The organism is Candidatus Zixiibacteriota bacterium (assembly GCA_029860345.1).
Classification (GTDB): Bacteria; Zixibacteria; MSB-5A5; order GN15; family FEB-12; genus JAJRTA01.
The window spans coordinates 143,587-157,502 of the sequence record JAOUBJ010000001.1; the positions used below are offsets into that span (position 1 = coordinate 143,587).

Here is a 13,916-nt window from a genome sequence, read left to right on the forward strand (position 1 = left end):
AGGACTTCTCTTGTCAGCCGGCAGTTGCCGCCTGCGATATCCCGGCCGGTTTGTGGTTGAGAGTTTCATCGGTTGGCGAAGGAATCCCTCGTTTGAGTTCGCGAACCTGTGTAGACTGCGCACGCAGTTTCTCCCGCAAGTAATCGTGGGCTTTGTATGGGTCTACCCGGTCGCCGCATGTGAAAAAGTCAACCGCGGCATAGCCGTATTCGGGCCAGGTGTGTAACGAAACATGGGACTCCGCAATTACCACCACGCCGGAGACACCTTGCGGATTGTAGCGATGAAAGACAGATTGTACAATAGTGGCGCCGGAGATTCGCGCTGCCTCGTTGAGGTGTTGCTCCATTGCCGAGATATCGTCCAGAATAACCCGATCACAGTCGGACAATTCCACTATCAGATGTTTACCGAGTATTTTCATCTTTGTCTCTCCAACGCAGCCGGTGCCGGCCGGCGGTTACATTTGCGGCGGCGTCGTGACCCACAAAAGGGTGACCAGTCGCCCACTATTGTTAGATATCTGATGCTCACGATCAGATGTGAAATAAAAGCAGTGATTCCGAGCAACACTGAGAGCCTTATTGTCGATGCTCAGGGTCGCCGTTCCCTGAATCACGTATCCGAACTGTTCACCGGGATGGGGGGTACGCTTCTCCAGACTCTCCCCCGGCCTCAACTGCACGTATATCGGGTCCATCAGACTATTGGTCGATCCCGGCACCAATAGCTCAAACTTCTCGGCGCCCGTGCCTTCGACAGCGACTCGATCCGAGGGTGCGAACACTTCCTTTGTACCCTGGTCGTCTGCGAAGAACTCAGACAAACCAACGCCGAGCGCTTCCAAAATGTCGGAAAGTGAATCGATCTGTATAGAGGTTTGGTCGTTCTCCAGTTGCGAGATAAACCCCTTGCTTAAACGCGCCCGGTTGGCCAACTCTTCCTGAGTAAGATCGGAGGCAAGTCTGAGCGCTTTGATTTTTTCGCCGATCCGCAGTTCCATTGTCGTCTCCGGCGCCGGAGCGCCTGTTTAGCAAACACGATCAAATAGTTTAACAAACAGCGACCTATAATACACGGCGACCAGAAGATGTCAAGCGGATTCTGGCAAGATTTCTCGTGGATTCCGCTCGACTGAAACGAACTCTGCGGAGTGATAGTACAGAGCTCGCCCGACCCAGCACCCAGCCTTGGACCGCCCACGCCTTTTGATTGACTTGACTTTCAAAACCAGTATATTCTCTGCGCTAGCTTGCGAAAGTGGTGGAATTGGTAGACACGCTGGATTTAGGATCCAGTTCCGAGAGGAATGGGGGTTCGAGTCCCCCCTTTCGCATTGTAATGAGATTGCAACGGATTAAGCTTGAGCCAAGGTAGTCGGCTTCGAGACTGGAGTGAAATCGGGTGAAGGTTGAGATTAAAGAACTAGATGGATTGAAGCGCCAGGTCAGCGTACAGATACCTTCAGAAGAGGTTGAAAGCGAAATGACCAAGAAATTCGCCGAGGTCAGGGCGCAAGCCAAAATCGACGGCTACCGTCCGGGCAAAGCGCCTATGGATCGAATCAAGTCTATGTTCGGCGATGAGGTGCGCAGCGATGTAGCCGAGGAACTTATCCGCATAAGTTATCCCGAGGTGATACGGCAACAATCGCTGAAGGTCGCATCGTATCCCACCGTCACCGAGGCTGATTACATCGAGGAAGGAGGCTTCGGTTATACTGCCGTAGTTGAGGTCTACCCGGAGATCGGCAAGGTAGCGTATGACAACCTGGAAGTCACCGTGCAAGAGGTCGAAGTCAGTGATGCGGATGTCGATGAGTTCGTTGAAGGTCTGCTAAAACGGTTTGCAGAGTACCGTGTTTTGGAACGTGAAGCCGGTCAAGAGGACGTGGTAGTGGCAGACCTGAAGAAACTGCACGATCCCTCATTGGTACTGCCCGGCGACAGCTTCGAGGATCAGGAGATCGATCTGGGCAACCCGGTTACGGTCCGAGAATTTCGCGAGCAACTCATAGGCGCCAAGGCATCAGATGAACTCGACATCGAGGTAAACTACCCCAAAGACTACCCCGATGCTGCCTTCGCGGGCGCTACGGTGAAGTATAATTGCCGGGTGAAAGCGGTGAAAGAGCGCATCCTGCCCGAGTTCGACGACGCCTTCGCCAAACGGACCGGTCAGGCCGAGACGGCGCTGGAACTGAGGCTGCAAATCCGCGAACAGCTCAAGCTGAGACTGGTCGATGCTCAAAACCGTTCCAAGCGTAATCAATTGATCGGACAGGTCAGCCAACAAAATGAGTTGCCGATTCCCGAAGGTCTTGTTGATGAATACCTCACCAACGTTATAGAGGATTTCAAGAAACGGCAAGGCGAAGACAAAGTTGATGAAACGGAGATTCGCAAGTCCTACCATGATATGGGTATCAGGACAATCCGCTGGAACCTGTTGTATAACCAATTGGTTGATCAGGAAAATATCGAAGTTTTGCCGGCAGATATCGAAGAGCGAATTCAGAAATTTGCCGACAACTATAAGATGAGCATGGAGAAAGCCAAAGAGGCGCTCAACAGCTCGGGATCGATCGCGGACATTCAGTCCTCGATCCTGGAAGAGAAAGTGCTTGATTTCCTCGTCGACAAAGCCAAGGTTATCACGCAAGAAAAACAGACAACGAAGGCTTAATACTGTTAGATTTAGGGAAGAACTGATGGGCCAAAGTATGAACGCGAGCTATTTAGTACCGATGGTGGTGGAGCAAACGGGACGGGGCGAACGCGCCTATGATATATTCTCACGGTTGCTCAAAGACAGGATTATCTTTATCGGCACGCCGATAGAGGACCAGATAGCCAGTGTGATAATCGCACAGATGCTGTTTCTGGAGGCCGAAGATCCGGAGAAAGACATCTTCGTCTACATCAATTCACCGGGTGGTTCGGTCACGGCCGGGATGGCCATATATGACACCATGCAATTCATCAAACCCGATGTGGCTACCACCTGCATGGGGATCGCAGCATCGATGGGCGCTTTCTTATTGGCTGCCGGGACTCCGGGCAAGAGGGCGGCCCTGCCCAACAGTCGCGTGATGATCCATCAGCCACTGGCCGGTACCCAGGGCCAGGTCTCTGATATCGTGATCATGACCGAAGAATTCAATCGGACCAAGAAACGTCTGAACGACCTGTTGGTGAAACACACCGGCCAACCTCTCGACGTTGTTGAGAAAGATACCGACCGCAACTTCTTCATGTCTCCGGAAGAAGCCAGGGAATACGGATTGATCGACAAGGTTTACGAGTTTGATCGTGAGAAAAAATAGTTGATCGTCGACCCGACTGACGTCGGTCGCACAGATCACGCTGGAATAAAAAAACAGCCATAGGAAATCATGGCCAAGAAAAACGACCAGACCAGAGTCCCCAGGCGATGTTCATTCTGCGGCAAACCGGCCGGCCAAGTGCGGCGTTTGTTTTCGGGGTATGAGTCATTCATTTGTGATGAGTGCGTCGAGCTTTGCTCAGACCTCCTGCAAAGCGCTCCTGAAACCGGTGTCCAGCAGGAAATCGCCAAGATCCCCCCGCCGGCGGAGATCAAGAACTTCCTCGACCAGTATGTCATTGGTCAAGAGCAGGCCAAAAAGACGGTCTCAGTAGCCGTCTACAATCATTACAAGCGAATAAACGCCCAGGCCAAAGCGCACTTAATCGATGACGACGTTAAGGCCGATGTTGAGTTGGAGAAATCCAATATATTACTGCTGGGACCAACGGGAACCGGCAAGACGTTGTTGGCGCGTACGCTGGCTCGTTTTCTCAAAGTGCCGTTTACTATCGCCGATGCTACCGTCTTAACCGAGGCCGGTTATGTCGGCGAAGATGTCGAGAACATTCTGGTACGGCTGTATCAGGCCGCGCATTTCAATCAGTTGCAGACCGAACGAGGCATCATCTATATCGATGAGTTGGACAAAATATCCCGCAAGGAAGGCAATCCGTCGATCACGCGCGATGTCTCAGGCGAGGGTGTCCAGCAGGGTCTGTTGAAGATACTCGAAGGTACCGTGGCCAACATTCCCCCAAAAGGTGGTCGCAAACATCCCGAGCAGGCGTTCGTGCAGATCAACACCTCAAACATTCTGTTCATCTGTGGCGGGGCATTTGACGGCCTGGAACAGGTGGTAGGCCGTCGCATTGGCAAGAAGACGATGGGCTTTGAAGCCGAGCAACGTTATGTCAAAACCGATTCGGCGGAAATCCTGGAGCATGTCCTGCCGGTGGATCTTATCAGCTACGGCTTGATACCGGAACTGGTAGGGAGGCTGCCGGTGGCGGCGCCGCTGATAGACCTGGATGAAGCGGCCCTCATGAACATCCTGACCCAGCCCAAAAACGCCCTGACCAAACAGTACGCTAAGTTGTTCGAGATGGAAGGGGTCAAGCTTCGGTTTGATCAGAAGGCTCTGAAAGCAGCCGTCAAGATCGCTATGGAACGCAAGACCGGCGCTCGTGCATTGCGCTCGATTCTCGAAAAGGCCATGATGGACATTATGTACGAGGTGCCATCGAATCCCGAGGTGGCTGAAGTGGTTATCAACGCCAAGACGATTACCGACGGCGCCAAACCGAAGATCATCACTCACGCCAAAAAGAAAAAAGCCGGCTGAGCCGGCGGTCTCTTCCCTCCCAATTCAAGCTTGTAGGGCAGGTCTCTCCGCAGACCTGCCACTAATGTCAGGCCCACAAGTGACATGACGCGGTACCCCACCCAGAGGCTTTGCGGTGGGTCGGCGGATGTCTTGACAAGCGAGAGCAGTAGCCCCTTATTGGTGACCATGGGAACGTTTTGGTACAAGAAATATGACGAATTGTCAGTCGCCGTGAAAGAAAGAAAATCCGAGTATGTCGCCCGGTGCAAGTTGCTTGGAGCAGATCCGAATGATGTGTTCAAAGAGGTATTTCAAGAACTCGTAGCGCGGGCTGTAAAAGAGAGCAACTGGCAGGAGGGTCTGAGGCTAAGTGAAGGAAAGACGCAAGCTTTTGCCACCGCAGCATTTCAGGACCAGCCAGATATCAGGGGACTCAGGTTAGATACTGGACGAATACTTGCTACTCACCGTCGGAACATCACCCGATTAGTCCGTGATGCTCGGAGCGAAGAAGAAATCGGTGCCTACAACCTGTCTTTGGCGTACTTCGTGTTACCGCTCATCGCTAGTGAACTCCAGAGTCGGCAAACCGCGAGCCTGGCCAAGGCTCTTTTGGAAGCTTACACAGCCTTGCAAAAGTCACCCAAAATGCCACCCGAGGCCGATAAGGCCATCAAGAAAGGGATGCAGGTTGTCGAAGAGTTGAAGGCATCGCAAGCTAGAGCCATGAGCCCTCTCACAGAGAATGTTGCGACTCAAGGCGAACAATTCAGTCACTTGCTCTCGGAGGAGTTCTCCACGCTTGTGAATCCTATGACGGCCAAGTATCTGCATTTCCTTCACAGAATCACACTCGCCGGACTTCAACCGCCGTCCGTCTGTGGCCGTTATCGGAAGACCCCGGTAAACGTAGGTTTGGAGGATGTCTATTTCCCTGCGCCATCGCTTGTGCCTGGCTTAACAAAAGAGTATTGTGAGTGGTTTCCATCACTCCTCTCCAATGTTACCAAGTACGATCCACTGCTCATGGCTGCAAGAGTCTCGTATCGGTTTGTGGCCATCCACCCCTATGGTGATGGGAATGGACGCGTCTCGCGACTACTTATGAACCTGGTTCTTTGGTCCTTCAATCACCCTCCTGTTTATTTGAAGGCGGATAAGAAAGGCCGACACCGTTATGGGTGGGCCTTACGCAAAGCAAATCGAGGCAATCTTGAACCGCTAGCTTGCTTAATAGCAATCTCACTTGAAGAGATCTACAGCAAACTGATCTCCACTGTCCGATCTTGATCGCCAACTCGGTACCCCACCCAGAGGCTTTGCGGCGGGTGGGCGCATTCTTGGCGCGCAGCCATGCCCCTTTGCAAGGGGATTTCTCTGCCTACATACTTCACAACATAACTCAATCAATCCACTATGACAACAACCGCCTGTCGCGGGTCCGAAGACGGACCCATCCTACGGGTCTGCGATAGAGATCCCAGACAAGTCAAAAGGCGTATCTTTTTTCAGAACAACTTAACCAAATCCCCGTAGAGTTATGCAGGCGTACCCCGCACGCCTTTTGGTCTCTGTTGTTTCCAACTTGCAGGGTTGGAAGGGGTCAGGGCACAACGAGAAATCGTGGTGTATAGGTGTGTTGAATTGTGAGTTTTTTTGCAGAAAGGGTATGTGTCGTGACAAAGAATCTTTCATGTATCTTATTGGGCTGTCTGGGCTTGGCAGGAATGGGATTAGTCCTGACCGACGGGTCCGCCATGGCATCAACCGAATTCAAGCCGGTCTTCAATCCTAAACTGACGATTGAACGATCCGCGGCTCCGATCAAGATCGACGGTATACTGGATGACGCCGGTTGGCAATCGGCCGGTCAGACCAGAAATTTCGTGGAGCGCTCACCCGGCGACATGACGGAGCCGGAAGTAAGGACAGATGCCTTTATCACCTACGATGAAGATAATCTGTATGTAGGCTTCTTTTGTTATGACGACCCCGCTACCATCCGTGCAACCATGTGCCAACGCGATGAGTTTGGCGGCGATGACGCCGTCGTGCTATTGGTCGACCCCTATGGGGATGCCACGTGGGCCTATGAGTTTTTCGTAAATCCGTATGGAATCCAGAAGGACCGCATGTGGACGAGCATTGGTGGTGAGGATGCCGGCTACGATCTCATTTGGGAATCAGCCGCTCAGATCACCGACTCGGGCTACCAGGTAGAGATAGCTGTCCCTTTTTCCAGTATGCGCTTTCCGGGCGGCGACGTGCAGACATGGAAAGTCGATCTGTGGCGCAATCGCCCGCGCGAAAGTTTCAACCAGTACTCCTGGGCCGCCTATGATCGCAATGAACAGTGCTGGGTGTGTCAATGGGGCACGGTTGAAGGAATTGCCAATGTCCAGCCGGGCAAAGGTCTGGAAATACTGCCTACACTGGTGGCCAATCAGTCCGGCCGGATTTCTGAAACTGGAGAAGGCTTCGATAACAGCAAAGTGGATGGCGAAGCCTCGCTGGCAGCCAAGTACTCGGTGTCATCGGATGTGACCGTCGAAGCAGCCTACAATCCGGATTTCAGTCAGATCGAAGCCGACGCCGGTCAGATCGATGTCAACAGCACGATCTCCCTTATGTATCCGGAGCGACGTCCCTTCTTCCAGGAAGGCTCGGATATTTTCCGAACGTTGTTCATGTCGTTCTATACGCGATCGGTCAACGACCCTCAATTCACGGCCAAACTGACCGGTCGGGGGGATCGCAGCAATATCGGTTTCCTCACTGCAGTGGATGAGAACACGCCATACATGATCCCGATGCCGCTACGCAGTATTGTGCTCAACTCGGGCCGTAGCGTGGTCAATGTTCTGCGTGGAAATCGATCCCTGGGTACCAGTTCCCAGCTTGGTTTCATGGTGACCGACCGACGTTTCGAGAACGACGGTTCCGGTACCATAATGGCTCTCGACGGTAACATTCGGCTATCGCAAAACTATCGGGTCGACGGACAGTTTGTTTTTTCGCACACGCAAGAGCCGGACGACTCCGCCATGACGGCAGGTCTGGAAAGCTTTACCTTTGACAAAGGCACCAAGACTGCGGCCTTCGATGGTGAATCATATACCGGTGGCGCTTTTATCACTCGGTTTATTCGCGAGGCGCGGGCGTTCAATTTCACCGTTGACTTCAACCAGGTAGATCGGACCTATCGAACGCAGACCGGTTATGACCCCTGGAACGATTACCGAAATCTCACTTTCCGTGGATACTACAATATATTCATGGAGTCCGGACTGTTCGAACGTATCTCCCCCAACGGTTTTGTCTTTCATCGCTGGAACTTCGACGGCGACCGGCGCAACCGCCAATTTGGTGGCGGTCTCAACGGAGAGCTCAGGCTGGCCCAAACCTACTTCGGTCTGAACTTTGAAAGCGGTTCGGAGCTTTGGCTCGATGTGCAGTACGACGATCTTTGGTCGGCCAGTATGGATCTTGGCAGTCGGCTGAACGATCAGCTCGGCTTTAACTTCCGCATTCGACATGGTCGCGGTATCGCCTATCGTACTGGCGGCAAAGGAGAGGAATGGTCGATCACCGCCGGTTTGAACCTCAAGCCGCTCGACCGACTGACTATTGCACCCAATTACCGTTTCAGCAAGAGTACCCATGTCGATACCGATGAGGAACTATACCGCCAGTACATCGCCCGCACCCGGTTCGGTTTTCAGGCAACGCGAGAGCTGTCCGTTCGCTTGGTGGTACAGTACGACGATTTCTATCGTCATTGGGACATAGACCCACTTTTGACGTACCGGCTAAGTCCGTTTTCGGTCTTCTATCTCGGCTCGACCTTTGATTACAGTGAATTCTCAAACGTGAACGACGACAGGACACAGTGGAAGCAATCGCAGAGGCAGTTCTTCATGAAACTGCAGTATCTGTTCCAAACGTAAGGTAGCTGTCGTAAACCTGAGCGTTCAACACGCGACACCAAACAAAGAAGCTCGCCGTGGACACCATGCCACGGCGAGCCTTTTTACTATATGGTTAGGATTGTGTTATCTAAGGTCATTGCGACGGAACGACACGAAGGCTCCGACAAAACTGAACATGATCCCGAATGCCAGCAGACCAACATCGGTCACGACCGGTTGGACGACCTCGGACAAGGGCTGGGCGGGTGGCGTGAAGGTCGGTCGGCCGGACAGGTCGAGGCCGTCGTTTTCGCGAGAAGTGCCGACCTTGACCCCTTCCTCACAACCGATCTGAATCATGACTCCCCCGACCTGGCCGGACTCCGATTGATTCTCTTCGACGTAGCTATTGAACTCGTTGCGGTATTGGTTCAGGGCGCTCTCGTAACGGGGTTTCATCGATATATCAGTTCCGGCCAGAGTCATAGCAGCTAGCTGATAAGCCGAGGCCGGTGAAAACCGAGAGAGCGACAGGCCCAGCTTCTGCTGTGTTTCCTTCCTGTGCCGCCAGTCTTCCAACAGACGAGCCTCGTATTCTTCGATCTCAGTCTGAACGAGCTTTCGAGCCGCATCTTCCTCCTTCATCCGCGCCCACATCGCCTCTTCATCGAATTCATCATCACCTATCGTCGCCTGATCTTCATCTATCCTGGCGTTATCCAGGAGTCGCTTTTCCATATCGGCGTAGAACTGGGTCCATCGATCCTGGGCATAACCGTCTCGCTGACCTTCGATCTCCGCCCGTTGCGGCACATGGACGACTTGCCCGGCCGCCATCACCGAGGCCCGAGGGATGATCAGCACCAGGACGACCCACACGACCAACGATAACAGGAACGAAGAACTGGAACGCCTGGTCAGCGAAGAGATGAAAACACCCATCACGATGAACAGTGAGATGTACAAGATTGAGATGCCGACCAACAGGACGACCTTACTCCAATCGGCGCCGGTCAGAGGTATCTTGAACATCATGACCAGGAGCAGGCTCAGCAATATCGGAATGCATACCGGCACGACCAAGCCCAACCAGGTGCCGACACACTTGGCTACCAGATACTGGGTGCGTGGAACGGCGTTGGCGAAAACCATCCGAAGGGTTCCCTGTTCACGCTCGCCGTTGACGGCGTCGTAGGTAAACAGGATTGCGAACAGCGCAAATACGACTTGCACGATGAAGGCAAAGTCGACGAATCTGAAGACCGCAAACACCGGGTCGTCCGAGTAGGCCGAGTTGCGCAGTTTGACCGAATTGTCGGCGCTTACTTCCGACCAGCGACCGACGTCGTAGCCCAGCCCGGAGACAAACACCTGCATCGGGTCCACGGAGCGGTAGCCCTTGTCGTACAGATTGTGCCACGATGTCTGTTCCAGAATCCGTTGATCCGAAAGATTGGTGGCTGTTTCATATTGCTTGACCCCCTCCCGATATTCCTGGATGCCGATGTAGACACTCAGCAAGAGCAGCACCGACAATACGGCAAAGGTAGCAGCGAACTTGGGACTCAGTATCACGGCGCGCAGTTCTTTTCGAACCAAAGTTGTAAACATGTTTTGTCTTCCCTTCACTGGTTATCTGGCGTCGTACCGTCTGAAGGCAACAAAGGAGGCGGCAAAGAACAGAATGTTCAGCAAACCCAACAGTCCCATGTCACCGGTGGCTGCTTGCAGGCTGTCCGGTACCGACGGCGGCTCGTAGACAAAGGCAGGGAGCTCGTTTGGATCTATCGGCTCTTCCTCCTCCTCTTCACCGTCCATTTTCACTTTGAACACCATCATGCGGCCGCCGACATTCATTCCTGTTTTTTCTTTGAGAAAGGCCGCATAGATTTTCTGATAGGCCATCGCCTGATCGTAGTACCTGTTCTTTAGCCCAAGCGATGTACCTGACAACTCTTCGGTGGCCAACGTTAACGACGCGACCGGCGACAGCCGAGCCAGGTTGAAGGCAACCGCCTGCTGCACTTTTTGCCGGTTGTAACGTTCTTCGTTGAGTTGAGCCGTGTACAGGTTCATTTTTTCATCACGGATGGCGGTCAGGCTGTCCATGTACTTATTGAACACATTCATCATCTGCTCAACATCCTGCGTTTCCGGACCTTTGAAAGAAGCCATGCCGTGCCGGAAATCCTTCCACAACTGCGATGCATACGACGCTTTTTTGGCGCCTACCTCATCGACTGAGGGAACGTCAACGGCCCGACCGGCCAGCAACACCGAGGCGCGCGGAATTATCAACACGCCGACTATCCACACCACCAGCAGGAGTAAGAACGAGCTGGATGTACGTTGGGTAGTTGTCGAGATAAACATCGATATGGTCAAAAAGACACCAAAGTAGAGCATACCGGTCAGAATGATCAACCCCAGACGCCACCAGTCGGCCGCCGCCATCGGCACGCCCATCAGCGGCAGCAGCAGGCAGCCGATGCCGAGCGCAACCAGTAACGACACCGAGAGGGCGGCAAACGAGCCGAGCAGTTTACCCATTATCAATGTAGAGCGTGGCACGGCGTTGGCCAGCGCCAGTTTTAGGGTCCCTCGTTCCTTCTCGCCGCTTATCGCATCGTAGCCCAACAAGATCGCGAACAACGACAATACAACGGTGAATATGAAACTTAGATCGAGAAAACGGAAGACGGCGAAGATAGGTTCTTCGTTGAAACGACTGTCGTGCGACGCCAACTCTCCCCTGGCCTCTACCTCGGTGGTTCGCCCGATGTCATTGGATACTCCCGTGACTAAGGCGGCCAATGGTTGCGGCGGCAGGAAAATTCTGTTTTGGCGCACCATCAGCCAATCGGTGACGCCCTCCAACTGTTGCAGATTCTCCGCCTTGGCCGCCTGGTAATGGTCGACTGAAACTTTGTAGTTGGCCGCTCCTATGTAGAACGACAACACAATCAGGATGGCACAAACGGCGAAGGTCAGGGCGAACTTAGTTGAGCCGATCATTTCGCGCATCTCTTTGTCAATAATTACTCGTAACATAGCTGACCTCCACCTCAGTTTTGCAACTGGGCTTGTCGACCGGCGATGTATTGCATGTATACATCTTCCAGGTTATGCCCGACCATGGCAGCGGCGGCCTCCTGCATGATGAGGCGACCCTCGTTCATGATTGCAATAACATCGGCGATCTCTTTGGCGCGAAAAATGTCGTGCGTCGACATCAGGATTGCTTTGCCTTCATCGCGGAGATTCTCCAGAAGACGTATGAAATCGTGCCCGGCTTTGGGGTCCAGTCCGGATGTGGGCTCGTCCAGCAATATGGCCGGTGCGTCCTTGAGAATGGCGATAGCGATTCCGCACTTCTGACGCATCCCCTTGGAGAACCCTTTCAACCTTTTGTCGTGCACGGATTCATCCAAACCTACGCGACGCAACACGTCGCGGTAATCGTCCCTGGTATACTCGGTCTTACCACCCAGTTGGGCGAAGAAATCCAGATTCTGCAGAGCAGTGAAATTGGGATAGAGCATGACGTTTTCGCTGACGAAGGCGACCTGCTCCTTGGCCCGCAGTGGTTCCTGGTGAGACACCACGCCGTTGATGCGCGCCTCGCCGGAAGTGGGTTCTATCAGGTTGAGGAACAGGTTTATGGTGGTCGTCTTGCCGGCTCCGTTGCCGCCCAACATGGCAAACACCTGGCCCGGTTGCACGCTGAAGCTGACATGATCGAGGGCCAGCAAGCCGTCCTCATATCGCTTGGTCAGGTTCACCGCCTCAAGACGAGGTTGCGGGTTTATGGGAAGTTTATCACTCATGGGAATCATCTCTATGTTTAGGTTCATTATTTTTTGGATAGGCGCGTTCCATACACTACGATTCCACCGACCAGGGTCAAAAGCAGTGTCACGATGGCCACGGTACCGATGACGTTGGTTTCGGCACGCACTTCAACGATTATGATCTTATCTTCAGAAGAGATAGGTTGACCGTTGGACATACCGCTGGTGCGCAACCTCACTTCATACTTGCCGGGTGCGATGTCGGCCGGCGGTGTGAAGGTCAACTCGACCGGCGCATCACGGCCGATTTCCAGGGATGACACGCTGGACGGTTCGATTGATTTGGTCCAGTTCAACGGCAGGTCGACCTTGAATTCAATGTTGTTGATGCTATGACTGCCTTCGTTGAACACCTCTAGTTTCATTTGTGCAGTTTCATCTGGGTCGATAGCGTGATAGAGTTGAGGCAAACGTACCATTAGTTCACCCACCCCCCGGGTCACCAGATCGAGCCTTACGTAACCGACATCCAGCGCCTTGATCTCGTCCTCGGTCCATCGTCGTGATTGCAGGTCGCCTATGTCGCGCGCATGGTCCCTCGGCAATATCAATACAAAGAAGGGTATAGGCGTGTCCATGGGCACGTTGGCGCTGGGACGGTCGGGCAGCTCCACTTTCAGTGCGGCTCGTTTGGTGCGTGCGCTCTCAGTAAACTTCACCTGGCTGAGACGCACGGAACCGGTCGGCGCCTTAAAGTAGCGTCCGATCTCGCGCGGAAGATTGACCACCTCCAGGCTAAAGGTATTACTGCTACCGGAGAACGACTCCAGTGTCAGATCGAACGATGAGGAGCTCCCAAGCTCCACCTCTTGTGAAAACTGTTCCGACTGCACCAAGACGCGGTCGACCGACGCATCCTTCTGAAGATATATTTTCATTTCACGCATGGCGCCGTTGGCATAGATCATTGATACCGTAACGGCGTCGAGGTCCTCAAGCAATGCGAAATCCAATTCGGTCGGCTGACCGTGCACGAGTTGGTCGATCTTCGCTTCATAGGGTTGACTGATTATGGCGCCCACTCCGTTGAGGATGGACACGTAAACATTGTTAACGACATCCGGCTGCAGCGAGCGAAATAGAGCGTCGTCGACACTGAGAAGTTTCTCGAACTCAGCTGATCCGCCGGAAGCATTGGCCAGCGTCAACCGCACATGCTTGGAACCGTCGGACGCCTGGTACTTTACCGCTCCCTTAACGGTCACGTACTGTTTCTCAAACAGAACGGCCAGCAGTGACTGTTGATAATTCACCTCGGCATCGGTGAAGACGGCTCGGGCCCTATCGAATTCGAGTTGTGTGATGAGACCTTTTTGGAACAACTGTTGCTGCCGCTCAAACTCGGTGCTGGCTGTCTCGAAGGCCTGCCGCGAACGCTTCAAACCCAGCAAGCGATAGGTATCATCACGTTGGTTGAAGGGATTGGAAGACTGAGCGGCCACCGACCCAACACAGATCAGGACCAGCCAACCGGCGAGCAGCATGTATGACTTTAGCGTCTTCATA

The 13,916-nt window shown here is 53.3% G+C and carries 11 protein-coding genes and 1 tRNA gene; 6 read left to right on the forward strand and 6 right to left on the reverse strand.

The genetic code is table 11. The features are described 5' to 3' along the window. Positions 1–13 precede the first annotated feature (13 nt). Positions 14–424: an adenosylmethionine decarboxylase gene (speD, locus tag OEV49_00455; GenBank protein ID MDH3889528.1), complete on the reverse strand. Its 411-nt coding sequence runs from the start codon at positions 422–424 to the stop codon at positions 14–16. Between the two features lie 36 nt (positions 425–460). Then, entirely contained in the window at positions 461–1,003 is a 543-nt protein-coding gene (locus OEV49_00460) for an XRE family transcriptional regulator (GenBank protein ID MDH3889529.1), read from the reverse strand. Between the two features lie 251 nt (positions 1,004–1,254). On the opposite strand from OEV49_00460, the gene OEV49_00465 reads away from it, so the two are divergent. From OEV49_00465 to OEV49_00490, 6 genes are all read left to right on the forward strand, one after another. Further along, positions 1,255–1,336, forward strand: a tRNA-Leu gene (locus tag OEV49_00465). 68 nt (positions 1,337–1,404) lie between these two features. Then, positions 1,405–2,685, forward strand: a complete 1,281-nt coding sequence (gene tig, locus OEV49_00470; GenBank protein MDH3889530.1) for a trigger factor — start codon at positions 1,405–1,407, stop codon at positions 2,683–2,685. A 37-nt stretch (positions 2,686–2,722) separates the two neighbouring features. After that, positions 2,723–3,325 (forward strand): ATP-dependent Clp endopeptidase proteolytic subunit ClpP, encoded by a 603-nt coding sequence (clpP, locus tag OEV49_00475; GenBank protein MDH3889531.1) that lies wholly within the window; start codon positions 2,723–2,725, stop codon positions 3,323–3,325. Positions 3,326–3,394: 69 nt separating this feature from the next. Beyond that, positions 3,395–4,669, forward strand: coding sequence for an ATP-dependent Clp protease ATP-binding subunit ClpX (gene clpX, locus OEV49_00480; GenBank protein MDH3889532.1), 1,275 nt, complete (start codon positions 3,395–3,397; stop codon positions 4,667–4,669). Positions 4,670–4,837: 168 nt separating this feature from the next. Next, positions 4,838–5,941: a Fic family protein gene (locus tag OEV49_00485; GenBank protein ID MDH3889533.1), complete on the forward strand. Its 1,104-nt coding sequence runs from the start codon at positions 4,838–4,840 to the stop codon at positions 5,939–5,941. A gap of 467 nt (positions 5,942–6,408) precedes the next feature. Next, positions 6,409–8,598 carry a carbohydrate binding family 9 domain-containing protein gene (locus OEV49_00490; GenBank protein MDH3889534.1) on the forward strand — a complete coding sequence of 730 codons (2,190 nt, stop codon included), beginning with the start codon at positions 6,409–6,411 and terminating at the stop codon, positions 8,596–8,598. 105 nt (positions 8,599–8,703) lie between these two features. Here OEV49_00490 and OEV49_00495 read toward each other — a convergent pair whose 3' ends face one another. Genes OEV49_00495 through OEV49_00510 form a run of 4 tightly spaced genes read right to left on the reverse strand, consistent with a single transcriptional unit; the run spans position 8,704 to position 13,915 of the window. Beyond that, entirely contained in the window at positions 8,704–10,170 is a 1,467-nt protein-coding gene (locus OEV49_00495; GenBank protein MDH3889535.1) for an ABC transporter permease subunit, read from the reverse strand. A 21-nt stretch (positions 10,171–10,191) separates the two neighbouring features. Continuing rightward, positions 10,192–11,610, reverse strand: a complete 1,419-nt coding sequence (locus tag OEV49_00500) for an ABC transporter permease (protein ID MDH3889536.1) — start codon at positions 11,608–11,610, stop codon at positions 10,192–10,194. Positions 11,611–11,624: 14 nt separating this feature from the next. Beyond that, positions 11,625–12,386, reverse strand: coding sequence for an ABC transporter ATP-binding protein (locus OEV49_00505; protein MDH3889537.1), 762 nt, complete (start codon positions 12,384–12,386; stop codon positions 11,625–11,627). Positions 12,387–12,412: 26 nt separating this feature from the next. Further along, positions 12,413–13,915, reverse strand: coding sequence for an NEW3 domain-containing protein (locus OEV49_00510; GenBank protein MDH3889538.1), 1,503 nt, complete (start codon positions 13,913–13,915; stop codon positions 12,413–12,415). Position 13,916: the final 1 nt, after the last annotated feature.